We start from the raw sequence: 23003 nt of genomic DNA on the forward strand, positions 1-23003 counted from the left end.
GCTACCACACGCCTGCACGATGCAGCGCCCAAAGCCTGCTTGATCCGCGCCGCGCACCACGCTTCCGATTGCGTTGCTGAGGCGCACGCTACGCATCGTCCATTCCAGGCAGCGCCTTCAGGATCGACTCACAGGATTGCGCAAGCGCGGATCGCCGGCGCACATCCGGCCGCCTGCGGTGTTGGCGCTCCCGTCGATGGAATGGTGGGTCGTGATGGATTCGAACCATCGACCAGCGGATTAAAAGTCCGATGCTCTACCGACTGAGCTAACGACCCATCGACGGGCGGCATGCGCCCGGTCAGCGCATCCTGGCCACCAGTGAGGCGGAGGACGCCTGCCGCCCTTGGGCGGCACCGGCACAGGCCGGAGGCGCATTGTACCGGACAGGGGCCGCCGTCTGCAGCGGCGCGCGGCCAGTCACGCCGTTAGGCCTGCGGGCCCCCGACGAGCGCGCGCCCCTGCTCGGTCAAGTCGATGTCCCCGTCCTCGGCCAAGACGGCATAGCCGGCACGCACGGCCCAGTCGGTCTCGGCCTCGGTGATCGGCGTGGTGGCGTCGATATCGCGCAGGATCCGCAACTGGTCGTCGGTCAGGGGCATCGGTGGTGTCCGCGTGTGGAGTCCACGCCCACGGTACGCACGCGCCGTGACAGGCACGTCGCGGCGCCGCCTGGAGCGCGCGATCGCGCAGGTGTGCACCCGATATCACGCAGGGCGAGCGCGACACACGCGTATATGGGCGATGTCCGCATGCGATCGGCGGGCAATAGGCGCCACCGACCGGCCAGCCGGCGCCCGCGAACGATGCCGGCTCAGCCGGCGATGGTCGGCACGTAGTGCGTCGGATCGGGCGCGCCCGCGGAGGCGAAGCCATCGGCGCGCAGCCGGCAGGCGTCGCAATGGCCGCAGGCGTGGCCCTGTGCATCGGCGCGGTAGCACGAGACGGTCAGCCCGAAGTCCACGCCCAGGCGCAGGCCTTCGCGGACGATGTCCGCCTTGCTCATGTGCTGCAGCGGCGCGTGAACGCGGATGCCGGCCCCCTCGACGCCTGCCTTGGTCGCCAGGTTGGCCAGCCGTTCGAACGCGGCGACGAACTCCGGCCGGCAGTCCGGGTAGCCCGAGTAGTCGACCGCGTTGACGCCGCAGAACAGGTCGGCCGCGCCGATCACTTCTGCCCAGCCCAGCGCCAGCGACAGCATGATCGTGTTGCGGGCCGGCACGTAGGTGACCGGGATGCCCACGCTGCCGGCCTCGGGAACTTCGATGTCGTCGGTCAGCGCCGAGCCGCCAAACGCGCGCAGGTCGACGTCGACGGTCTTATGGGCCACCGCGCCCAGCGCAGTCGCCACGCGCGCGGCCGCGTCGAGCTCGGAGGTGTGACGTTGTCCGTAACGCACGCTCAGCGCGTGGACCGCGAAGCCCTGCTCGCGGGCGATGGCGACGACGGCGGCGGAATCCATGCCTCCGGACAACAGGACAACGGCGTTCTTCATGGGGGAGCAAACGAGGGGAATCGAGGAATCGAGAAGCCTAGCAGCCACAGCGCCACGCGCCGGGTCCTCGCACGGAACGCAGTCGCCCGCGCGTCACCGCCGGCCGTGGAACCGCGTCGCGTATCGCGCGATCATCGCCCCGGCTCGTCGTTCCACAGCAGCTTGTGCAACTGCATCTGGAACTTGACCGGCAGGCGATCGGCCACGATCCAGTCGGCGAGGTCGCGCGCGGAGATTTCGCCCTTGCTTGGGGAAAACAGCACATCGCAGCGCTGGTGCAGGCCGCGTTCGAGGACGAGATCGCGGGCCCATTCGTAGTCGGTGCGCGAGCAGATCACGCACTTGATCTGGTCGTGCGCGGTCAGCAACGCCAGGTTGTCCCACAGGTTGCGGTGGGCCTCGCCGGAGCCCGGCGTCTTGATGTCGACAACGCGGCTTACGCGCGGGTCGACGTCGGACACATCGAGCGCGCCCGAAGTTTCGAGCGAGACCTGGTAGCCGGCATCGCACAGGCGCTTGAGCAGGCCGATGCAACGCTTCTGCGCCAGCGGCTCGCCGCCGGTCACGCAGACATGGCGCACGCCCTGGCGGGCGACCTCGTCGAGGATCGCGTCGATCGTCCACCACTGACCACCGTGGAAGGCGTAGGCGGTGTCGCAATAGCCGCAGCGCAGCGGGCAGCCGGTCAGGCGCACGAACACCGTGGGCCAGCCTGCGTCGCGGGCCTCGCCCTGCAGCGACAGGAAGATCTCGGTGAGCTTGAGCCGGTCGGCCGCGGATGCGGCGACCGCATCGGGCGCGACGGCGGTCATGGGATCAGCGCAAGCGCGAGAGCTGGATCGCGCGCAGCCGGTCGGCTGCCGTGCGGGCGGCATCGCTGCCCGGATACTGCTTGCCGACCTCGGCCAACGTCGCTTCGGCCGCTTCGAGGTTCTTCAGGCCGTACTGCGACAGACCGACCTTGAGCAGGGCGCCGGGCGCCTTGTCGCTGGTCGGATAGCGCTGCAGCAGCGCGCGGAACTGTTCCTCGGCCAAGGCGTAGTTCTGGGTCACGTAGTAGCTCTCGCCCAGCCAGTACAGCGCATTGGGCGCGTAGCTGCCCTGCGGGTGCTGGGCCAGGAAGGCCTGGAACAACGTCGCCGATTCGGCGTAGTCGCCATTGCGCAGCGCGGCGAACGCCTGCTCGTAGGCACCACGCTCATCGGCCGGTGCCTGCGCCGTCGCCGGCGGCGCGTCCGACGGCTGCGTGCCGGCGCCGTCCTGGGATGGGGTCGGCGCGGCACCGACGGCCCCACGCCCGAGTTCGGGCAGTTCCATGCCACCGGCACCGCCGGCACCGCCTCCGGCGCCTTCGAGCCGGTTGAGCCGGCCGTCGATGTCCAGGTACTGGCTGCGGTTGCTGTTCTTGAGCTGTTCGTTCTGCTGCTGCAGCTCCTCGACCTGCGAGCGCAGGGCGACCAGTTCCTGCCGCAGCTGGTTGACCTGGTTGAGCAGGTCCATGTTCGCGCTGGTGTCTCCCGAGCGGGCTTCCAGCGCGGCAACGCGGTCGGCCAGGCTCGCGCGCTGCGCGGACGCGGGCGCGGCGACCACGAGGGTCGCCGCGAACGCAACTGGGAGCACCAGCCAGTGACGCATCGAGCGCATCAGCGGGCGGTGTAGATGATCTCGACGCGACGATTGCGGGCCCAGCAATCCTCGTTCGACTCGGTGCACACCGGACGCTCTTCGCCGTAGCTCACGACGGCCAGCTGGGCAGCCGAGCCACCGTTGGCCTGCAGTGCCGAGGACACACCATTGCCACGGCGCTCGCCCAGGCCCTGGTTGTACTCGCGGCTACCGCGCTCGTCGGCGTGGCCTTCAAGCGAGATGCGCGCCGAGCTGCGGTCGCGCAAGTACTTGGCGTGGCAGCTGACGATGGCCTGGAACTCCGGACGCAGCGAGTCCTGATCCAGATCGAAGTACACCACGCGCTGGCGCAGGCAGGCGTCGCTGTCCAGGTCGGCCGGCGTGTAGGCACCCGCGGTCGACGGGGTCGGCGCGACCGTGCCGGTGGACGGACCGGTCGCGACCGGCGCTTCTTCCTTCACCTTCTTGGAACACGCGACGGCGGCGGTGCAGAGCAGCGCTGCCAGCATCACACGGGTGGTCGTCTTCATCTCGTCGATCCTTGGTTATGTCGAATCAGGGCAGTGAGTATTGTTGTGAAGGACGTGCAGGCAGCGTCAGCGCTGTTCCCGGAACGGACCCCATGCCGGTTCGCGCACATCACCATCGGCGAGGACGAGGCGCTGGCGTACCCGGCCATCCGAAGAGACCGCATACAGCACACCCCTACGTCCCTCGCGCGCCGCGTACAGGACCATGCCGGCGTTCGGAGCGAAACTCGGCGATTCGTCGAGCGATCCGGGCGACAGCGTGGACCAGCGGGGCGACCCCAGGCTGCGATCCAGCAGTGCAATACGGTACACGTTGCCCGACCCTTGCGCCACGACGATTTTCTTGCCATCGAAGGAGACCGACGGGTCGGCGTTGTAGCTGCCCTCGAACGTCACCCGGGTGGCGTTGCCGCCGCTCGCCGGCGCTTGGTAGACCTGCGGCCGCCCGCCCCGGTCGGAGATGAAGTACAGGCTGGCGCCATCGGGCGCCCAGACCGGCGAGGTGTCGATCGCGAAGTGATTGGTCACCTGGGTCAGCGCCTTGCTGCCCAGGTCCATGACGTAGATCTCGGGATTGCCGCTGCGCGAGAGCGACAGCGCCAGGCGACGGCCGTCGGGGGAGAACGCCGGGGCGCCGTTGATGCCACGGAAGCTGGAGACCAGTTCGCGGCCGCCGGTGGAGATGTCCTGGATGTAGATCGCCGAGTTGCCACGTTCGAAGCTCACGTAGGCGATGCGGCGGCCGTCCGGGCTCCATGCCGGCGAGAGCAGCGGCTCGTTGGAGCGCACCACAGTCTGCGGGTTGTGGCCGTCGGAATCGGCGACGACCAGCGCATAGCGGGCGTTCTGCCCCAGCCCGGTCTGAGTCACGTAGGCGATCCGGGTCCAGAACGCACCGCGCACGCCGGTGATCTTCTCGTAGATCGCGTCGGCCATCTGGTGGGCGACGTCGCGCATCGCATTGGCGCGTGCGGTCATCGCCAGGCCGAGCATGCGCTCCTGCTTGGCGACGTCGAACAGCTCGTACTCGACGCGGTAGCCACCGCCGCCGGCGTCGACGACCCGGCCCACGACCAGGAAGTCCTGGCGCAGCGCGCGCCACGTCGGGTACTGGACCTCGCTGCCACGGGTCGGGCGCTCGACGATGTCGCGGTCGGGCAGCGTGCGGAACTGACCGGAGCGGTCGAGGTCGGCGCGGATCACCGCGGCCACGTCGGTATCGGGCGCGGTGCCGCTGCCCTGGTAGGGCATCGGGACGACCGCGATCGGCATCGCCTGCGCGCTGCCGCCGGTGATATCGATCTCCAGCCCCTGCTGTTGCGCGCTGGCCATCATCGGCAGTGCGAGCGCGAACAGGGCGATCAGACAACGGATCAGGATGGGTTTCATCGGCCTACCGGACATGAGAATGGGAAAAGAGACCCGCGCAGCTTGGCCGCTGCGCGGCGCAACAGGATGAATCCGGGCGCAATCATGGCGCGCCGCTGGTGAAGGTGATGACGAGTTGACGCTCGAACACCCGCTCGAAGCCCGAATACGGCAGCGGGGAGGCCCGGTACACCGCCTCGAGCAGGGATTGCCGGGCCTTGGCGTCGAACCCGCACTCGCGTACCGGCTCGACCGACACGACATCGCCACCAGGCAGTTGCCGGACCAGCACCCGGCACCGCACGTCCCCAACGATGTCCGGCTTGCGCCACTGGCTCTGCACGGCCTGATGCAAGGCCATCCGATACCGGGCCTCGAGCCCGTCGTCGGCGCGGCCAGCCACGGGTGTGGTCAGGCCGCACACCGCCAGCACGCTCACTGCGAACGCCGCCCTGGCAGTCGAGACCGGACTTGGCATCGTCAATCCTGCGCGGTGAAGTTGAAGTTGAGCCTGCGGTTGAAGACCGATTCGAAGCCGGCGTAAGGCAGCGGCTCGGCGGCGCGCACCGCGGCCTCGACCGAGCGCCGGCCCTGAGCGTCGTACGGGCACGACGGGTCGAACTCGACGCTGATCACCTCGCCGCCCGGCAACTGGGTGATGTACAGGCGGCAGCGTTGACCCAACTGCACGTTGTCGGGCCGACGCCAGTTGCGGCGCACCGCTTCCTGGATCGCCGCCGCGTACTTGGCGGCCAGGCCGCTGTCGCCATCGGGACGGCCGGGCGGCGGACTCGCCGCCGACGCCGCTGCGGACGCCGCGGCGCGCTCGGCCGCCTGGCGCGCCTCGCGGTCGGCGATCTGCTTGAGCCGCTGCTCGGCCAGGCGCGCTTCGCGCTGGGCCTTCTCGCGTTCGGCGCGCAGCTTCTCCAGTTCCTGGCGGGCAAGCCGGCGTTTCTCCTCGGCCTCCTGCTGCTTCTGCTGCTCGGCCAGCTCGATCTGCGCCTGCCGGCGCTTTTCCTCCTGCTCCCGCTCGCGCGCCTCGGCAGCCTGCGCCTCACGACGCACGGCATCCTGGGAGACGGTGTCGGGCTTGGGCACGACCTCCTGGGGCGTCGGCTGGCGACGCTCGACCGCATCCTCGGGACGCGGCTCGGGCAGCGGCTGCGGCGGCGCGGCAACCGGCTCGGGTTCCGGCTCGGGCAGGGGCTCGACGACGGGCTCGGGCGTGGGCGCTGGCACCGGCTCCGGTGCAGGTTCGGGCACGGGCTCGGCGACCGGCTCGGGGCGGCTGGCAAGCGCGCGTCGGTCGGCCGCGCTCAACGCATTGGGGTCGATGACGTCCGCCGAAACCGGAGAACCGGCGGCTGAGGTCGGGCGCGACGACGCGCTCCACAGTGCGCCGAGCAGGATCAGCCCGAACAGCAGCACGTGGACCAGGATCGCCAGCCCGACTGCGATCGCGTCGTCGGTGCGCGATTCACGCATTCAGTTCGCGCCCTCCTGCGGGCGGCTGATCAGACTGACCTTGGAGATGCCGGCCTCGTTGATGAGGTCGATGGCATTCATGATGCGCTGGTAGCTGGCGGCGCCATCGCCGTTGACCAGGATCGTGGCCTCCGGGTTCTGCGTGTGGATACCGCGCAAGCGTGCGACCAGGTCCTCGCGCGTGACCGAGGTGTTCTGCTGCTCGACCATCAGCGCCAGCTGGCCGTCGGGATAGACGCTGACGACCACTGGGTCCTTCGGCGTACCGAGCGACTTGGCGCGCGAATCGGGCAGGTTGATGTCGGTGCCCAGGTTCATCAGCGGCGTGGTGACCATGAAGATGATCAGCAGCACCAGCATCACGTCGATGTAGGGCACGACGTTGATTTCGTTCTTGAGCTTGCGCCGCTTGGCACGGCGAAGGGAGATCGACGACATGGCGGGGTCCGGGTTCGTGGACGGTCCAGCGACCGCCCGGCGCGGCTGGGGTCAGTCGGCGCCGGTCTGACGTTCGAGGATCGAGGAGAACTCGTCGGAGAAGGCCTCATAGCGCGTGGCGATGCGCTCGACCTTGGTCGCGAAGCGGTTGTAGGCCCACACCGCCGGGATCGCCGCGAACAGGCCCATCGCGGTCGCGATCAGCGCCTCGGAGATGCCCGGCGCGACGGTGGCGATGGTGGCCTCCTTGACGCTGGCCAAGCCGTGGAACGAGATCATGATCCCCCACACCGTGCCCAGCAGACCGACGTACGGCGCGATCGAGCCGACGTTGGCGAGGAACTCGAGATTGCGTTCCAGGCCGTCGAGCTCGCGGGCACCGGCCACACGCATGCCGCGCTGCGCCCCCTCGAGCTGGGTGCGGCTGTCGATGCCGCGACGCTGGCGCTGGCGCGAGTACTCGCGGTAGCCGGCCTCGAAGATCGCCTCCAGCCCCTCGATCTCACGGCTGCGCTCGGTCGCCGAACTGTAGAGCTTGCCGATCTCGGCGCCCGACCAGAAACGCTCCTCGAAGCGGTCGGCCTCTTTTTCTGCGCGGTCGAGCATGCGCTTCTTGCGGAAGATGATGACCCACGAGGAGATCGACGCCAGTAACAGCAGCAGCATCACCAACTGCACCGGTATCGAGGCGTGCAGGATCAGGTCGAGGATGCTCAGATCGTTGGGCAGCGGCGCAGTCGCGGCAGCGGCCGCACCGGTGTTCGCCAGCTCGGTGGCGCCGGCGGTGGCCTCCTCGGGCAGGGCCTGCACCTGGGCGGCGGACTGCAACAGTACGGGCATTGGGCTCATCCAGGATTACTCCGCTGACGTTTCGAGTGACTTGAGCTGGGTATACAGCGCTTCGGGCAACGCACGCGGACGGAAATCCGCCGCCGACAGCGCGGCCACGCGTACCTCGGCATCGACCAGCAGCACGCCCTCGCGACAGATCCGCTGGACGAACACCGCGCTCGCGCGTCGACACTGACGCAGCACCACTTCGACCTCCAGCGCATCGTCCAGGCGCGCAGGACTGCGGAAATCGATCCGCATCGCGCGCACCGCGAACATCGTGCCGTGGTCATCCTGCAACGAGGTCTGACCATGACCGTGGGCACGTAACCACTCGCTGCGTGCGCGCTCCATGAAGGCGACGTACTGCGCGTGATAGACGACCCCGCCAGCGTCGGTATCTTCCCAGTAGACGCGTGTCGGCCAACTGAATACCGGTGAACCGGCACCGGAGGTGGGAGATCGGGAAGTCATGGGGTGTGGCTCACGGTCGGTGGTGTCGAGCGGATCGTGGGGCCATCAGAACAATACCCCTGAGTCTCCATTTCCCAGTTCGGGCGCCTTCGGGCGCAGCCCCAGGTGCAGGTAGGCCTTGCGCGTGGCCATGCGACCGCGCGCGGTGCGCACCAGAAAGCCCTGCTGGATCAGATACGGTTCGATCACGTCCTCGAGCGTGCCGCGTTCTTCGCTGAGCGCGGCGGCCATCGACTCGACGCCGACCGGGCCGCCATCGAAGTTCTCGATGATCAGCTGCAGCAGGCGCCGGTCGAGCTCGTCGAACCCCTCCGGGTCGACCTTGAGCATCTGCATCGCGGCGTGCGCGACGGCGTGGTCGATGCGGCCGCCGGCGCGGACCTGGGCATAGTCGCGCACCCGCCGCAGCAGACGGTTGGCGATGCGCGGGGTGCCGCGCGCGCGCCGCGCGATCTCCGCCGCACCTTCCGGTTCGCACGCCATCCCCAGGATCTGTGCCGAGCGCCGGACGATGCGGGTCAGCTCCTCGGTGCTGTAGAACTCGAGGCGCTGGACGATGCCGAAGCGATCGCGCAACGGTGCGGTCAGCAGACCGGCGCGGGTCGTCGCGCCAATCAGCGTGAACGGCGGCAGGTCGATCTTGATCGAGCGCGCGGCCGGGCCCTCGCCGATCATGATGTCGAGCTGGAAGTCCTCCATCGCCGGGTACAGGACTTCCTCCACGACCGGCGACAGGCGATGGATCTCGTCGATGAAGAGCACATCGTGCGGCTGCAGGTTGGTCAGCAGCGCAGCCAGGTCGCCGGCCTTCTCGATCACCGGGCCCGAAGTCACGCGCAGCGCCACGCCCAGTTCGTTGGCGATCACATGACTGAGCGTGGTCTTGCCCAGGCCAGGCGGCCCGAACACCAGCACGTGGTCCAGCGCCTCGCGGCGCTGCCGGGCGGCCTCGATGTAGATCGACAACTGCTCGCGGACCGGCTGCTGGCCGAGGTAGTCGTCCAGCCGCTGCGGCCGGATGCTCGCCTCGACGGCGTCGTCCTCGTGGGTGGCGTCGGCGGCGATGATGCGGTCCTGGGTCATCCCGGCATGATCGCACGCCACCCCCCGAACCAGAACCGGGGTCAGCGGCGCATGGCCTCGGCGGCCAGTGCGAAGCTGTGACGGCGGGCGTCGTGATCGAAGATGTTGGCGGTGAGCATCAGCTCGTCCGGGCGGTGCCGGGCAACGAAGTCGGCGATACCCTCGCGCACATCGGTCGGGTCGCCGACCACCGAGCACGCCAGGGCCTGGGCGACCATGGCCTTCTCCGCCGGATTCCAGATCGCGTCGATGTCGTCGATCGGCGGCGGGATCAACCCCGGCATCCCGCGGCGCAGGCGCACGAAACTCTGTTGCTGGGTGGTGAACAGCCGCTGCGCCTCGGCGCGGGTGTCGGCCGCGACGACGTTGAGTGCGAGCATCGCATGCGGCTGCTGCAGCCGCTGGGATGGGCGGAAGTCCCGGTGATAGAGCGCAAGCGCCTCGGTCATCGCGGCCGGTGCGAAGTGCGAGGCGAATGCATAGGGCAGGCCCAGCGAGGCGGCCAGCTGCGCGCCGAACAGGCTCGAGCCGAGGATCCAGACCGGCACATCCAGTCCGGCACCGGGGACGGCCTGCACGGGCTGACCCGGCCTGGCCGGCTCAAAGTAGCGCAGCAGTTCCATGACGTCGGACGGGAAGGCGTCCGCGCCCGCGTAGTAGCGGCGCAGGGCCTGGGTGGTCGCCTGGTCGGTGCCGGGGGCGCGGCCCAAGCCGAGGTCGATACGTCCGGGATACAGCGATGCGAGCGTGCCGAACTGCTCGGCGACCTGCAGCGGCGCGTGGTTGGGCAGCATCACGCCGCCGGCGCCGACCCGGATCGTCGAGGTGCCGCCGGCGATGTGGCCGATCAGCACGGCCGTCGCGGCGCTCGCGATGCCGGGCATGTTGTGATGCTCGGCCAGCCAGTAGCGGCGGTAGCCCAGGGCCTCGGCGTGGCGGGCGAGGTCGAGCGAGCGGGCGAACGAGTCGGCGGGCGTCGAGCCTTCGGTGACGGGCGCGAGGTCGAGGACAGAGTACGGAATCATCGGGGGGCCTGGAGGGGGCATGCTCAGGGACATGGGGCCCGAGCCGTCGAACTCCATGGCCGGCGGGTGGAACGCTGCCTTGCGGTTGCCGTAACGGCGTGCTGGACGCCGCGCTTTCGTCCGAGCCGCATCGCAGGTCTTCTCGGGCGCCGATGGACGCGTCGATCGACGCCGTGGCGGTCGGATACGCCTCGCGCTTACTTCGTGCTCCGAGCGGTCAGCCGTCCATCACCACGCGGTTGCGGCCGCCGGCCTTGGCCAGGTAAAGCCGGCGATCGGCTTCGGCCAGCAGCCGGTGCAGGTCATCGCCGACGGACGCGGCGCACACGCCGATGCTGACGGTCATCCGCAGATCGCCGCCGCGCACCGGCACCCGCAGGTTCTCGACGCAGCCGCGCAGGCGCTCGAAGTACGCGGCCAGCGCCTCGGTATCGAGCCCGGGCACCAGCAGGCAGAACTCCTCGCCGCCAAAGCGCGCGATCAGGTCCTGCGGGCGAGCATGCGCCGACAGGGCGTTCGCCAGCGCTCGCAGCGCATGGTCGCCGGTCTCGTGCCCCCAGCTGTCGTTGATGTGCTTGAAGTGGTCGACATCGAGGATCGCCATCGCCACCGATGTCCCGCCGTCCTGCAGGGCGGGCAGCTGCTGCTCGGTGCGCTCGAGAAAGCAGCGCCGGTTGGGCAGGCCGGTCAGGAAATCGCGCGTCGCCAAGTCCTGCAGGCTGCCGATGAGCTCGAGCTGATCGACGTTCTGCGAGACACGGCAGAAGAACTCCTCGCGCGAATAGGGCTTGCGCAGGAAATCGTTGGCGCCGTTCTTGAGGAAACGGGCGACCAGGTCGGCATCCTCGCAGCCCGACACGCCGATCACCGCGACCCGATCGCGGGCGCGCAGCGCGCGCAGGCGCCGCGTCACTTCCACGCCCTGCATGCCCGGCATCTCCTCGTCGATCAAGGCCAGGCGGATCGTCGGGTCGGCTTCGAGCGCACGCAGCGCGGCATCGCCCTCGGCGGCCTGCACCACCCGATAGCCGAACATCTCCAGCAACCAGGCGGTGCGCTCGCGCGCCGAGGCCGAATCGTCGACCACCAGTGCCGAGATCCGCCGATTGCGCTCGAGCCGCTGCACCAGCCAGACGATGTAATCCAGACTGCCGGGCGTGCTCTTGAGCACGAAGTCGATCACCTGCCGGCGCAGCAACCGGTCGCGCAGTTCGCGGTCGTAGACACCGCTGACGACGACCGTGGCCAGGCCACGGGCCAGGAAGAAATCGACCACCGAGTCGCGATCGCCGTCGGCCAGCACCAACCCGGTCAACACCAGGAACCAGTCGTTGTGGGCGTCGAGCGCCCGCTCGGCCTCGGCCAGCGATCCGGCCACGGTCACCGGCAGTTCGAGCCGGCTCTCGATGGTGCCGGCGACGGCCTGGGTGTAGGCACGCGAGTTCTCCACCAGCAGCACGCGCTGCGGCAGGGGCGAGGTCGGGATCCTGGGCAGGAGCGCGTGCATGCGGTTCGGCGTCCGACGGTACTCGCCGACGTTATCGGCCGACGGCGGGCGCGCTTGAACGCGACACTGCGTCGCACCCGCCCGGCGGGTGCGTGCTGTCCGGCTAGATATGCACCTGCGATCCGAGCTCGACGAGGCGGTTGCCGGGGATGCGGAAGAAGCCCGTGGCCGGCGCCGCGTTGCGATGCATCAGCGCGAACAGCTTGTCGCGCCAGACCGGCATGCCCCGCCGCGGCGTCGCCACCACGGTCTCGCGGCTGGTGAAGTAGGTGGTGTCCATCGGGTCGATCACGATGCCGCCCTCCACGTCCCCACAGCGCATCAGCGCCATCGGCACGTCCGGCGTCTCCATGAAGCCGAAGCGCAGGGTGATGCGATGGAAATCGTCGCCGACCGGATCGATCCGCAATCGGCGCGCAGGCGCCGCATACGGCACGGCGAGCGTTTCGACGGTCAGGAACACGTTGCGCTCGTGCAGCACCTTGTTGTGCTTGAGGTTGTGCATCAGCGCCTGCGGCACGACGCCGCGGTCGGCGGTCAGGAACACCGCGGTGCCCGGCACCCGGACCGGCGGGGCGAGCATCAGGCCCGGCAGGAAGGTATCCAGGCGAATGCCCTCCTTCTGGATCTCGTCGCGCAGCAGCTGACGGCCGCGCCGCCAGGTCCTGAGCAGGGTGAACAGCGTGATGCCCAGCACCAGCGGAAACCAGGCGCCCTGCAGCACCTTGGCACCGTTGGCGATGACGAAGGCGACATCGATCAGGATGAACACCGCGCACGAGGGCAGCACCCAGCGCCGCCAGCGCGGCCACAGTGCCCGCGCGACCACGATCAGCAGCAACGTATCGATGAGCATCGTCAGCGAGACCGAGATGCCGTAGGCCGCCGCCAGCGCCGAGGAGGTCTGGAACGTGAGCACCAGCGCGATCACCACCACCGCCATCGCCCAGTTCACCCCGGGGATGTAGATCTGGCCGATAGTGTCGCTGGAGGTGTGGCGCACATGCATGCGCGGGATGTAGCCCAACTGCATCGCCTGCCGAGCGACCGAGAAGCCGCCGGTGATCACCGCCTGCGACGCGATCACCGTCGCCGCGGTGGCCAGCACGATCATCGGCCAGCGCGCCCACTCGGGCACGCCGACGTAGAACGGGTTGCGGATCGCTGCCGGGTCCTCGAGCACCAGCGCGCCCTGCCCCAGGTAATTGAGCATCAGCGCCGGCAGCACGAAGAAGTACCAGGCATAGCGGATCGGGCGCGCACCGAAGTGGCCCATATCGGTATAGATCGCCTCGCCGCCCGTCACCGCAAGCACCACCGCGCCGAGAATGAACACCCCGCCCCAACTGTGCTCGACGAAGAACCGCCCCGCCCACCACGGATTGAGCGCATGCAGCACCTCGGGCGCGTGCAGGATGTTGAGCACGCCCAGCATCGCGAGCGAGGCGAACCACAGCACCATGATCGGGCCGAACACCCGCCCCACCTTCGTGGTGCCGAACCGCTGGGTCGCAAACAGGATGCCGAGCACGAGCACGGTGATCGGAATAATCCACGCATGCAGGCCCGGCGCCACGACCTCCAGGCCTTCGACCGCCGACAGCACCGAAATCGCCGGTGTGATGACGCCGTCGCTGAAGAACAGCGACGCGCCGAAGACGCCGAGAATGCCGACCAGATACGCAGACTTCCCGCCCTTGGCCAGGCAGCGCTGGGCCAGCGCCATCAGCGCCATGATGCCGCCCTCGCCGTCGTTGTCGGCGCGCAGAATGATGGTGACGTACTTGTAGGTCACCACGATCGTCAGCGACCAGAAGATCATCGACAGCACGCCGAGCACGGTGTCGTGATCGGCCACCAAACCGTAATGCGACGAGAACGCCTCGCGCAGGGTGTACAGCGGACTGGTGCCGATGTCGCCGAACACGACGCCGATCGCCCCGGCGACCAGCCCCGCCAGGCCGATCTGGCCATGGGTCTGCGGGTGGCCGGGCGGACTGCGCGGATCGGGCGCCGCCTGGCGCGTGGACTGGTTCATGACGTGGGGGCCCCTGACGGGCGGTGGGTCAGCGAAGCGCGGACTGTAGCGCTTTGCGGATGATGATTTCGGCCGCATCGCCATCACGCGCCGCGGCCTTCGCCATCTTCGCCGCCTCGGCCGGTTTGTACCCCAATTGCTGCAGGGCGACGGTCGCCTCCGATAACGGATCGGCAGGCCCGGTGCGCCCGGCCACCGCCCCACCCGCGCCACCCAGGTCGGCGACCCGATCGCGCAGTTCGACCACGATCCGCTCGGCGGTCTTCTTGCCGATCCCCGGAATTCGGGTCAGCGCCGTGACGTCGCCGGCCTGGACCAGTTGCGCGAACGCATCGACGCTGACTCCCGACAGCACAGCGAGCGCGATCTTGGCGCCGATCCCGCTGACCTTCTGCACATCGCGGAACAGCCGGCGTTCGGACTCGTGCAGGAAGCCGTACAGCGAGACGGTGTCCTCCTTGTGCGCGTAGTGCGTGAACAGCGCGACCTCGCGCCCGACCTCGGGCAGGTCGTAGAACGTGCTCATCGGGGCTTCCAACTCATATCCCACCCCGCCCACATCGACGACCAGCCAGGGGGGAGCCTTGTGCACGAGCTTGCCGCGCAGTCTTCCGATCATGGAGCGCCTCCGGCCGCGGGCCGGTCATGAAACATGGGGAGGGGGGCGGACAAGGCCGCGATGTCGCTCATTTCCTGCTCCAGGCCTGACGCGCGTCGAGCCCCAGTCGGCCGGCCGTCGCACGGACGTGGGCATGGGTGATCGCCACCGCCAGCGCATCGGCAGCGTCGGCCTGCAACTTGCCGGTCAGCCCGAGCATCAGGCCGACCATGTGCTGGACCTGGCCCTTCTCGGCGCTGCCGCGACCAACGACCGCGAGCTTGATCTCGCTGGCCGCATACTCGTGGACCGGCAGATCGCGCAGCACCACCGCGCCGATCGCCGCCCCGCGCGCCTGACCGAGCTTGAGCGCCGAGTCGGGATTGCGCGACATGAACACCCGTTCGATCGCCACCTCGTCGGGCCGGTGCAGCTCGACCAGTTCGCCCAGCCCGACCAGCAGGCGGCGCAGCCGTGCCGGGAAATCGCCGGCCGACAGCAGCGACAGCGGCGCGTGATGCACATGCGTGACGCGGCCGGCCGCATCGACGTCGATGATGCCCACCCCCGTGCGCTGCGAGCCGGGATCGATGCCAAGAATGCGGGTCATCGGCGACGGATCACCGGCGCCGTCAGGCGCCGTCCAGCGACGCTTGATCCACGTTCGAGTACACGTCCTGGACGTCGTCGAGGTCCTCGAGCAGGTCGAGCAGCTTGCGGACCTGCTGCGCGGTCTCGGCATCGACCGCGACGTCGTTGTCGGCGCGGAACGTCAGCTCGGCGTGCTCGGGGGCGAGGCCGGCGGCGGCCATCGCCTCGCGCACCGCAGCGAAATCCTCGGGCGCGGTGATCACGTCGATCGCGCCGTCCTCGGGATAGACGACCACATCGTCGGCGCCGGCCTCGATCGCGACCTCGGTGATCCGTTCCTCGTCGGCGCCGGCGTCGTAGCTGAGCACGCCCAGACGCTTGAACATGAAGGCCACCGAGCCATCGGTGCCGAGGTTGCCGCCGCACTTGCCGAAGGCATGGCGCACGTCGGCCACGGTGCGGACCTTGTTGTCGGTCAAGGCGTCGACGATGACCGCCACGCCGCCCGGCGCGTACCCCTCGTAGCGGATCTCCTCGTACTCGACCCCTTCCAGTTCGCCGGTCGCTTTCTTGATCGCGCGCTCGACCACGTCCTTGGACATGTTCTGCGCCATGCCCTTGTCGATGGCGACGCGCAGGCGCGGATTGTTGGCCGGATCGCCGCCGCCGGCACGCGCGGCGACGCCGATCTCGCGGATGATCTTGGTGAAGATCTTGCCGCGCTTGGCGTCGGTCGCGTTCTTGCGGGCCTCGATCGAAGGTCCTCGTCCCATGGTCGTTCTTTTCAGCGTCGAAGGCGCGATTTTAGCGCGCGAAGCGGCCTTCGCGCAGGAACGCAGCGGTCTGGGACACCGCCGGGGAGGAGAACAGCAGGCCGCTGTGGCTGGCGTCGACGACCACGTGGTCGGTCAACCCCGGCGCGCGCGTCTCGGCCACCGCCACGGTGCCGTCGTGTGGGCCATCGAAGCGCGCGAACAACGCCCCCAGCCCGCGCGGGACCCGGCCGGCGACCATCCCGACCGCGACCTGCGGCGGCCACCGGGCGCAGCCGGTGAGCAGGATGTCGGCGCTGCGGCCGAAGTACAGCCGCGAGATCGGCCACCGCGACAGCTCGGCCGCAGCGCCGCTGCCGCACACCGGCGAGCCGAGGCAGACCACGCGCCCGACCGGCAGGTCCGGCGCCTGCGCCAGCGCCTGCAGCGCCACCAGGCCGCCGAGGCTGTGCCCGACCAGATGCGCCGGCCCGCCGCGACGCACCTGCGCGAGCAGGCCATCGACCGCGGCCTGCGGCCCACCGGTGACGCTGGGGTAACCGAAGATCTCCGGCGCGAACCCCGCCGCCGCCAGGCGGCGTGCAAAGCGCCGCATCGTCAGACCGACCATCCAGATGCCGTGCAGCAGCACGACACGTTGAGGCCCGTTGCTCATGCGGCCATGTCCAGCAGACCCGTCGCCTGCCGCCAGGCCCGCGGCGACAGCCCGCTGCGGGCCTTGAACGCCCGCGACAGCGCCGCCTCGCTGCCGTAGCCGACTTCGTCGGCGATCACCTTCAGCGGCCGGCCGCGCCGCAGCGCCCGCTGCGCAAGCGCGATCCGCCAATCCTGCAGGTACTGGCCCGGGGTCTGTCCGAGCGCCTCTCGGAAGCTCTGCGCGAAGGCGCTGCGCGACATCCCCGCAGCCTGTGCCATCGATGCCAGCGTCCAGCCGCGCGCCGGCGCCTGGTGCAGCGCGACCAGTGCGCGCCGTAGCCGCGGGTGCGCCATGCCCGCCAGCAGTCCGCCGCGCAGGCCGCCCGATTCCAACTGCTGGCGCAGCACCTGGACCAGCAGCGCCTCGATCAGCCGATCGAGCAGCACCGTGCGCCCGCAGCGGCCGTCGAAGGCCTCCTCGAACACCAGCGCGAACAGCCCGGCCGAGCCCGGCACCGCGTCGGCGGGCAGCCACAGCACGGCGGGCAAGGCCCGCACCAGCGGATTGTCGGCGCCGCCCTCCAAGCGCAGCCGCGCGGCGAGCACGCGCGCTCCGGGTTCGGTGATGACCTCGTCGGCCAGGATGCGCTGGGGGACGAGCAGGAGGCCGGGGCCGGCCATCGGCTGCGACTGCGCAGCCAAGCGCAACGCACCGGCCGCCACGAGCCACAGCGCGCCGTCGTCGTGGCTGCCAACCTCGCCAGGGCCGGCGTCGACATCGGCGGTGATCCGGAACCGATCCAGCAGCACGGCCAGCCGATCCACCATTGCAGGACTCCAGGCCAAGTTTCCTGGACTTGGCATGCCCAAACGTATCAGCGAACCACGCACAGTGTCGATACCGCAGCGGCATTCCGCCGGCTGCCACCCGGAGACCTTTCGCATGTCCCTCGACACCGTGCTCTACACCGCGACTGCCACCGCCACCGGCGGACGCGAAGGCCGCGCCGCCTCCAACGACGGCGCCCTCGACATCGCCCTGTCCACGCCGCGCGAACTGGGCGGCGCCGGCGGCCCGGGCACCAATCCCGAACAACTGTTCGCCGCCGGCTACGCAGCGTGCTTCCTGGGCGCACTCAAGCTGGTCGCCGGCAAGCAGAAGGTCACGCTGCCTGCCGATACCACGATCACCGGTGAAGTCGGCATCGGCCCGATTCCGGCTGGCTTCGGCATCCAGGCCACGTTGACGATCCGCGCCCCCGGCGTGCCGCGCGAGCAGTTGCAGCCGCTGGTCGAGGCCGCGCATGCGGTCTGCCCCTACTCGAACGCGACCCGCGGCAACATCGATGTGACCCTGGTCGTGGCCTGAGGGCAGCAGCCGGGCGCCATCCCAGGCGCCTGGCTCAGCGCTGCACGGGCCGACGCAGGATGAACTCCAGATCCTGCGTGGCGCCGACCGGAAACAGGTACTCGCCGACCTTGCCGAAACCATAGCGGCCATAGAAGCGCTGCGCGCCGAGGTTCTCCGACCACACGCCGACCCACAGCGTGCGCGGGCCCTCGCGCAGCAGCCAGTCCATCGCGACCTGCATCATGCGGGTGCCGAGCGCGGCCCCCTGCAGGCCACGGACGAGATACAGCCGCTTGAGCTCGCCATCGCCCGGTGCGACCTCGGCGTGCGGCAGGCCGCAGGGGCCGGCGGCGGTATGACCGACGGCCTCGCCGTTACGCTCGAGCAGCCAGACTGCGTAGTCGGGATGGGTCAGCACGATGCGCTGGCGCTCGACGGCGTAGGCCTCGTCGAGGAAGGCCTGCAAATCATGGCGCGGATACAGATGCCCGAAGGTCTCGGTGAACGTCCGCGCAGCGAGGGCGGACAGCCGCGCCGCATCGGCTTCGACACCGCGGCGCAGTACGAAGCCCGGCGGCAGCGGCGGTTCGGCGGTGGGTTCGACAGTCATCGCGCCATTGTCGCAGCAACGCCGCGCCGGCCTCCAGCGGTGGCCGGCGCGATGTTGCGCGCCTTCAGTGCGCGGTGTGGGCCGCCGGCACCGCCCGCACGCCCTGCTGCACGCCGGTCATGTCGGGCAACCGGTGCGCGATGCCCTTGTGGCAGTCGATGCAGGTCGCCTGCCCGGTCGCCAGGTACGTGCGATGGATCTGCGCCGCCCGGCTCGCCTGGCGGGTGAGGTCCATCGAGTCGTAGTCATGACAGTTGCGGCACTCGAGCGAATCGTTGGCCTTCAGCCGCGCCCACTCGTGCTCGGCCAGCGTCAGGCGCATGTCCAGGAACTTCTCGCGCGTATTGATCGTGCCGAAGATCTTGCCCCAGACCTCCTTGGAGGCCTGCATCTTGCGTCCGATCTTGTGGGTCCAGTTGTGCGGCACGTGACAATCGGGACAGGTCGCCCGCACGCCCGAGCGGTTGTTGTAGTGGATGGTGGTCTTGAGCTCCTCGAAGACGTTGTCGCGCATCTCGTGGCAGCCGGTGCAGAACGCTTCGGTGTTGGTGACCTCCAGCGCGGTATTGAAGCCGCCCCAGAAGATCACCCCGGCGATGAACCCACCCAGCGTCAAAAAGCCCAGGCTCAGGTGGACTGCCGGCGAGCGCAGCGTCTTCCAGAACGACCGGACCGTGGCCTGGACCCGCCCGAACGCCTTCATTGCAAGGTCTCCTCGCGCTCGGACCGCAGCACGCTGTCGATATCACGGAAGCCGTTGGCGACCAGCGGCTGCGCGTCGGTCTGCACGACGTGGCACTGCAGGCAGAAGTAGCGCCGCGAGGACACCTGCGCCAGGAACTGGTCGTCGCGATCCATGTAGTGGGTCACGCTGATCTCCGGCGCCTGGAACTGCGCGGCATTGCTGCGCGCGTGGCACAGCATGCAACGGTTGGCGTTCTTGTCGACCTGGTAGCCCTCGATGCTGTGGGGCACGGTCGGCGGCTGCATCGGGTAGGCGCGGCCGCGGCGACGATCGAAGTTCTCGACCCGCGCCATCGGCAGCGGCGTGATCTCAGCGGTAATCGGCACGTTGCGTCGCAACGGATCGATGTCCTGGACCGGATTGCCGCGCGCGCCGACCTCGGGCGCCGGCGGCACGATCTCGGGCTTGGGTGCGCGATCGCCGCACGCGGCCAGCACGAGCATCAACACGATGGCGAGGATCTTGCGCATGTCAGGCCACTCCCACCGCGGCGACCTTGGCCGCGCATTTCTTGAAATCGGTCTGCTTGGAGATCGGATCGGTCGCATCGAGCGTGACCTTGTTGATCAGCTGGGCGGCATCGAACCATGGCACGAAGATCACCCCGCGCGGCATCCGGTTGCGGCCGCGGGTCTCCACGCGCGTGCGCATCGCACCGCGCCGCGACGACACCGAGACTTCGTCGCCGCGCTTGAGACCGCGCGCGCGGGCGTCGTCGGGATGCATGAACACCACTGCCGACGGGAAAGCGCGGTACAGCTCGGGAATGCGCATGGTCATCGAACCCGAGTGCCAGTGCTCGAGCACGCGCCCGGTCACCAACCACAGGTCGTACTCGTCGTCGGGCGACTCGGCCGGCGGCTCGTAGGGCAGCGCCCAGATCACCGCACGGCCGTCCTTGTTGCCGTAGAACTGGAAGCCCGTGCCCGGCTTGACGTACGGATCAGCGCCCTCGCGGTAGCGCCAGCGCGTCTCCTTGCCGTCGACCACCGGCCAGCGCAGGCCGCGCTCACGGTGATACATGTCGAACGGCGCCAGGTCGTGCGCGTGGCCGCGACCGAACTCGGCGTACTCCTCGAACAGGCCCTTCTGCACGTAGAAGCTGAACGCATCGGCCTCGGCATTGGCGTAGCCCGCTTCGATCTCCTCGACCCCGAAGGCGTCCACTTTGCCATTGCGGTAGAGCACGTCGAACAGCGTCTTGCCGCGGAACTGCGGGTTCGCTGCCAGGATCTCCTCGGGCCAGCACTCGTCGGTGGTGAAGCGTTTGGAGAACTCCATCAGCTGCCACAGGTCCGAGCGTGCTTCGCCCGGCGCTTGCACCAACTGATGCCAGAAGTGCGTGCGGCGTTCGGCGTTGCCGTAGGCGCCCTCCTTCTCCACCCACATCGCGGTGGGCAGGATCAGGTCGGCCGCCTGACAGGTCACCGTCGGGTAGGCGTCGGAGACGACGATGAAATTGTCGGGATTGCGGTAGCCAGGGTAGCCCTCTTCGAGCATGTTCGCGCCGGCCTGCATGTTGTTGTTGACCTGCACCCAATACGCATTGAGCTTGCCGTCGCGCAGTGCGCGGTTCTGCTCGACCGCGTGGTAGCCGACCTTGTCCTTGATGATCCCGTGCGGAATCTTCCAGATCGCCTCGGCGTGGTGACGATGCTCAGGGTTGGTGACCACCATGTCGGCCGGCAGGCGGTGGCTGAAGGTGCCGACCTCGCGCGCGGTGCCGCAGGCCGACGGTTGGCCGGTCAGCGAGAACGGGCTGTTGCCCGGCGTGGCGATCTTCCCGGTCAGCAGGTGGATGTTGTAGACCATGTTGTTGGCCCAGGTGCCGCGCGTGTGCTGGTTGAAGCCCATGGTCCAGAACGACATGACCTTGATCTTCGGATCGGCGTACAGCTCGGCCAGTTGCTCGAGCCACGCGCGCTCCACGCCGGTCATTTCGATCGTGCGCTCGAGCGTGTACGGCGCGACGAAGTCGGCGAAGGCCTGGAAGTCGATCGGCGTGCCGCCGTTGGGGTCCTGCGCGTTCTTGGCCGCGACCTCCAGCGGGTGCTCGGGCCGCAGGCCGTAGCCGATGTCGTCGTTGCCGCGCTTGAAGGTCGTGTGCCTGTCGACGAAGTCGCGGTTGACCCGACCGGTCTTGATGATGTGGTTGGCGATGAAGTTCAGGATGACCAGGTCGGTCTGCGGCTTGAACACCATCGGAATGTCGGCCAGCTCGAAACTGCGATGCTCGTAGGTCGACAGCACGGCGACCTTGACGTGCGGATGCGTGAGCCGGCGGTCGGTGACGCGCGTCCACAGGATCGGGTGCATCTCGGCCATGTTCGAGCCCCACAGCACGAACGCGTCGGCGGCCTCGATGTCGTCGTAGCACCCCATCGGCTCGTCCATGCCGAAGGTGCGCATGAAGCCGGTCACCGCCGAGGCCATGCAGTGGCGCGCGTTCGGATCGATGTGGTTGCTGCGGAAACCGGCCTTCATCAGTTTGTTGGCCGCGTAGCCCTCCCACACCGTCCACTGGCCCGAACCGAACATACCGATGCCGTCGCCGCCCTTGGCCTTGAGCACGGCGCGGAACTTCTCGGCCATGACGTCGAAGGCCTCGTCCCAGCTCACCGGGGTGAAATCGCCGTCCTTGGCGAACACGCCATTGCGCTTGCGCAGCATCGGCGTGGTCAGGCGATCGGCGCCGTAGAGCACCTTCGACAGGAAGTAGCCCTTGACGCAGTTCAGGCCGCGGTTGACCTCGGCATGGACGTCGCCGTGGGTGGCGACGACCCGGCCATCGCGCACCGCGACGTTGATGCCGCACCCGGTGCCGCAGTAGCGGCACGGCGCCTTGCTCCACTTGAGCTGGCCGTCGCCCTCGGTCATCGCCTCGGCCAGATGGGCGGGCACCGGCATGCCTGCCGCGGCTGCGGCGCTGGCGATGGCGGTATTGCGGATGAACTCGCGGCGGCTGGTCATGCCGTTGCTCCTGTCGTGTCTTGTGTACGGTGGTCGGCCGGCGCGAAGTCGCGATCGATCGCAGACGTCGGCTCGGCGTGGTGATAGACGAGGTTGACGGCCATCACGCCGGCCACCGACTGCAGCACGTCGATGCTCGCCATGAGGCCCGCGGTGCCGTCGCTTTCCTGCAGCAGCACGCTGCAGGTGTCTTCCTGCATCGCGAGTTCGAGGCCGTCGGTGGTCGCGACCGCGGCCGCCAGCGCAGCACGCGCCTGGGGACGGTGGCGGACGACCAGGCTGGCGACATGCCACTCGTGGCGGGGATCAGACATGGGCGGCTTCCTCAGGGGTGACGGGCCGCAGCGAGATCGCAGCCGATGGGCAACCGGCGACGCAGGCGCCGCAGCCAGTGCAGCTGTCCGTGGCCACGACCGGCGTGGGCACACGCGAGGCCACCGGAAAACGGATCGCCGATTCGCCGCAGGCGTCGCGGCAGCTCGAACACACGATCCCGTGCAGCGCGAGGCAGGTGTCGGCGATGCGCGCCTGCAGCGTCCAGGCCACGTCTGCGACCGGGCGGAACGCGTGGGCCTGGCAGGCGGAGGCGCACTCGGTGCAGAACGTGCATTCGCCCAGGCCCGGATCGAACACCGGCAGGCGCCCCTCGCCGATCACCAGCACGCGCTCGGGACAGGCCGCGACGCAGGCACCGCAGCCCGTGCAGGCATCGACGAACGCGCGCTCGTCCAATGCCCACGGCGGGCGCAAGGGATCTGGGTCGTGCAGACGACCGCGCAGCAGCGCGCGTCGGCGCGGATCGGGCGGTCTGGTGGCGGCGGCTACCATG

Annotated in this window: 27 protein-coding genes and 1 tRNA gene; 1 reads left to right on the forward strand and 27 read right to left on the reverse strand. The window is 69.1% G+C overall.

Annotated elements, in window-relative coordinates; genetic code table 11:
- Positions 1 to 202: 202 nt before the first annotated feature.
- The 21 genes from ABE488_RS03970 to ABE488_RS04070 all read right to left on the reverse strand — a co-directional run bounded on the left by ABE488_RS03970 (position 203) and on the right by ABE488_RS04070 (position 17326).
- A tRNA-Lys gene (locus ABE488_RS03970) sits at positions 203 to 278 on the reverse strand.
- 150 nt (positions 279 to 428) lie between these two features.
- Complete coding sequence (locus ABE488_RS03975; RefSeq protein ID WP_346441574.1) at positions 429 to 602, reverse strand: hypothetical protein; 174 nt, start codon at positions 600 to 602, stop codon at positions 429 to 431.
- A gap of 212 nt (positions 603 to 814) precedes the next feature.
- Positions 815 to 1495 (reverse strand): 7-cyano-7-deazaguanine synthase QueC, encoded by a 681-nt coding sequence (gene queC, locus ABE488_RS03980; protein ID WP_346441575.1) that lies wholly within the window; start codon positions 1493 to 1495, stop codon positions 815 to 817.
- Positions 1496 to 1626: 131 nt separating this feature from the next.
- Positions 1627 to 2307: a 7-carboxy-7-deazaguanine synthase QueE gene (queE, locus tag ABE488_RS03985; RefSeq protein ID WP_346441576.1), complete on the reverse strand. Its 681-nt coding sequence runs from the start codon at positions 2305 to 2307 to the stop codon at positions 1627 to 1629.
- Positions 2308 to 2311: 4 nt separating this feature from the next.
- Positions 2312 to 3130 (reverse strand): tol-pal system protein YbgF, encoded by an 819-nt coding sequence (gene ybgF / locus ABE488_RS03990; protein WP_346441874.1) that lies wholly within the window; start codon positions 3128 to 3130, stop codon positions 2312 to 2314.
- Between the two features lie 8 nt (positions 3131 to 3138).
- Positions 3139 to 3651, reverse strand: a complete 513-nt coding sequence (pal, locus tag ABE488_RS03995) for a peptidoglycan-associated lipoprotein Pal (protein WP_346441577.1) — start codon at positions 3649 to 3651, stop codon at positions 3139 to 3141.
- Between the two features lie 66 nt (positions 3652 to 3717).
- Complete coding sequence (tolB, locus tag ABE488_RS04000) at positions 3718 to 5040, reverse strand: Tol-Pal system beta propeller repeat protein TolB (protein ID WP_346441578.1); 1323 nt, start codon at positions 5038 to 5040, stop codon at positions 3718 to 3720.
- Between the two features lie 82 nt (positions 5041 to 5122).
- Positions 5123 to 5497 (reverse strand): cell envelope integrity protein TolA, encoded by a 375-nt coding sequence (locus ABE488_RS04005; RefSeq protein WP_346447242.1) that lies wholly within the window; start codon positions 5495 to 5497, stop codon positions 5123 to 5125.
- A gap of 2 nt (positions 5498 to 5499) precedes the next feature.
- Complete coding sequence (gene tolA / locus ABE488_RS04010) at positions 5500 to 6504, reverse strand: cell envelope integrity protein TolA (RefSeq protein WP_346447243.1); 1005 nt, start codon at positions 6502 to 6504, stop codon at positions 5500 to 5502.
- Positions 6505 to 6942, reverse strand: a complete 438-nt coding sequence (gene tolR / locus ABE488_RS04015) for a protein TolR (RefSeq protein WP_241944079.1) — start codon at positions 6940 to 6942, stop codon at positions 6505 to 6507.
- A 51-nt stretch (positions 6943 to 6993) separates the two neighbouring features.
- On the reverse strand, positions 6994 to 7791 hold the full coding sequence (gene tolQ / locus ABE488_RS04020) for a protein TolQ (protein ID WP_346441581.1): 798 nt from the start codon (positions 7789 to 7791) through the stop codon (positions 6994 to 6996).
- Positions 7792 to 7797: 6 nt separating this feature from the next.
- On the reverse strand, positions 7798 to 8247 hold the full coding sequence (ybgC, locus tag ABE488_RS04025) for a tol-pal system-associated acyl-CoA thioesterase (RefSeq protein WP_346441582.1): 450 nt from the start codon (positions 8245 to 8247) through the stop codon (positions 7798 to 7800).
- A 45-nt stretch (positions 8248 to 8292) separates the two neighbouring features.
- Entirely contained in the window at positions 8293 to 9330 is a 1038-nt protein-coding gene (gene ruvB, locus ABE488_RS04030; RefSeq protein ID WP_346447244.1) for a Holliday junction branch migration DNA helicase RuvB, read from the reverse strand.
- Positions 9331 to 9371: 41 nt separating this feature from the next.
- Positions 9372 to 10355, reverse strand: coding sequence for an LLM class flavin-dependent oxidoreductase (locus ABE488_RS04035; protein ID WP_346441584.1), 984 nt, complete (start codon positions 10353 to 10355; stop codon positions 9372 to 9374).
- Positions 10356 to 10572: 217 nt separating this feature from the next.
- On the reverse strand, positions 10573 to 11862 hold the full coding sequence (locus ABE488_RS04040; protein ID WP_346441585.1) for a diguanylate cyclase: 1290 nt from the start codon (positions 11860 to 11862) through the stop codon (positions 10573 to 10575).
- Positions 11863 to 11965: 103 nt separating this feature from the next.
- Complete coding sequence (locus tag ABE488_RS04045) at positions 11966 to 13828, reverse strand: potassium transporter Kup (protein ID WP_346447311.1); 1863 nt, start codon at positions 13826 to 13828, stop codon at positions 11966 to 11968.
- Between the two features lie 100 nt (positions 13829 to 13928).
- Positions 13929 to 14519 carry a Holliday junction branch migration protein RuvA gene (gene ruvA, locus ABE488_RS04050; protein WP_346441586.1) on the reverse strand — a complete coding sequence of 197 codons (591 nt, stop codon included), beginning with the start codon at positions 14517 to 14519 and terminating at the stop codon, positions 13929 to 13931.
- Between the two features lie 67 nt (positions 14520 to 14586).
- A complete protein-coding gene (ruvC, locus tag ABE488_RS04055) occupies positions 14587 to 15108 on the reverse strand; it encodes a crossover junction endodeoxyribonuclease RuvC (RefSeq protein WP_183426630.1) in 522 nt (173 codons plus the stop codon).
- Between the two features lie 22 nt (positions 15109 to 15130).
- Entirely contained in the window at positions 15131 to 15862 is a 732-nt protein-coding gene (locus ABE488_RS04060; protein ID WP_346441587.1) for a YebC/PmpR family DNA-binding transcriptional regulator, read from the reverse strand.
- Between the two features lie 31 nt (positions 15863 to 15893).
- A complete protein-coding gene (locus tag ABE488_RS04065) occupies positions 15894 to 16517 on the reverse strand; it encodes an alpha/beta hydrolase (RefSeq protein WP_346447245.1) in 624 nt (207 codons plus the stop codon).
- Positions 16514 to 17326 (reverse strand): AraC family transcriptional regulator, encoded by an 813-nt coding sequence (locus ABE488_RS04070; protein WP_346441589.1) that lies wholly within the window; start codon positions 17324 to 17326, stop codon positions 16514 to 16516. Before ABE488_RS04070 ends, ABE488_RS04065 begins: the two co-directional genes overlap by 4 nt.
- Before the next feature lie 115 nt (positions 17327 to 17441).
- On the opposite strand from ABE488_RS04070, the gene ABE488_RS04075 reads away from it, so the two are divergent.
- On the forward strand, positions 17442 to 17867 hold the full coding sequence (locus ABE488_RS04075; RefSeq protein ID WP_346441590.1) for an organic hydroperoxide resistance protein: 426 nt from the start codon (positions 17442 to 17444) through the stop codon (positions 17865 to 17867).
- A 34-nt stretch (positions 17868 to 17901) separates the two neighbouring features.
- Here ABE488_RS04075 and ABE488_RS04080 read toward each other — a convergent pair whose 3' ends face one another.
- The 6 genes from ABE488_RS04080 to napF all read right to left on the reverse strand — a co-directional run bounded on the left by ABE488_RS04080 (position 17902) and on the right by napF (position 23002).
- Positions 17902 to 18459 (reverse strand): GNAT family N-acetyltransferase, encoded by a 558-nt coding sequence (locus ABE488_RS04080; protein ID WP_346447246.1) that lies wholly within the window; start codon positions 18457 to 18459, stop codon positions 17902 to 17904.
- Between the two features lie 64 nt (positions 18460 to 18523).
- Entirely contained in the window at positions 18524 to 19162 is a 639-nt protein-coding gene (locus ABE488_RS04085) for a cytochrome c3 family protein (RefSeq protein ID WP_346447247.1), read from the reverse strand.
- Positions 19159 to 19674 (reverse strand): nitrate reductase cytochrome c-type subunit, encoded by a 516-nt coding sequence (locus ABE488_RS04090; RefSeq protein ID WP_346447248.1) that lies wholly within the window; start codon positions 19672 to 19674, stop codon positions 19159 to 19161. The genes ABE488_RS04085 and ABE488_RS04090 overlap by 4 nt, the downstream gene beginning before the upstream one ends.
- Position 19675: 1 nt before the next feature.
- Positions 19676 to 22174 (reverse strand): periplasmic nitrate reductase subunit alpha, encoded by a 2499-nt coding sequence (gene napA, locus ABE488_RS04095; RefSeq protein WP_346447249.1) that lies wholly within the window; start codon positions 22172 to 22174, stop codon positions 19676 to 19678.
- Positions 22171 to 22488, reverse strand: coding sequence for a chaperone NapD (locus ABE488_RS04100; protein ID WP_346447250.1), 318 nt, complete (start codon positions 22486 to 22488; stop codon positions 22171 to 22173). The genes napA and ABE488_RS04100 overlap by 4 nt, the downstream gene beginning before the upstream one ends.
- Entirely contained in the window at positions 22481 to 23002 is a 522-nt protein-coding gene (napF, locus tag ABE488_RS04105; protein ID WP_346447251.1) for a ferredoxin-type protein NapF, read from the reverse strand. The genes ABE488_RS04100 and napF overlap by 8 nt, the downstream gene beginning before the upstream one ends.
- Position 23003: the final 1 nt, after the last annotated feature.

It is taken from the genome of Luteimonas sp. TWI662 (assembly GCF_039673825.1).
In the GTDB taxonomy this organism is placed as follows: domain Bacteria; phylum Pseudomonadota; class Gammaproteobacteria; order Xanthomonadales; family Xanthomonadaceae; genus Luteimonas.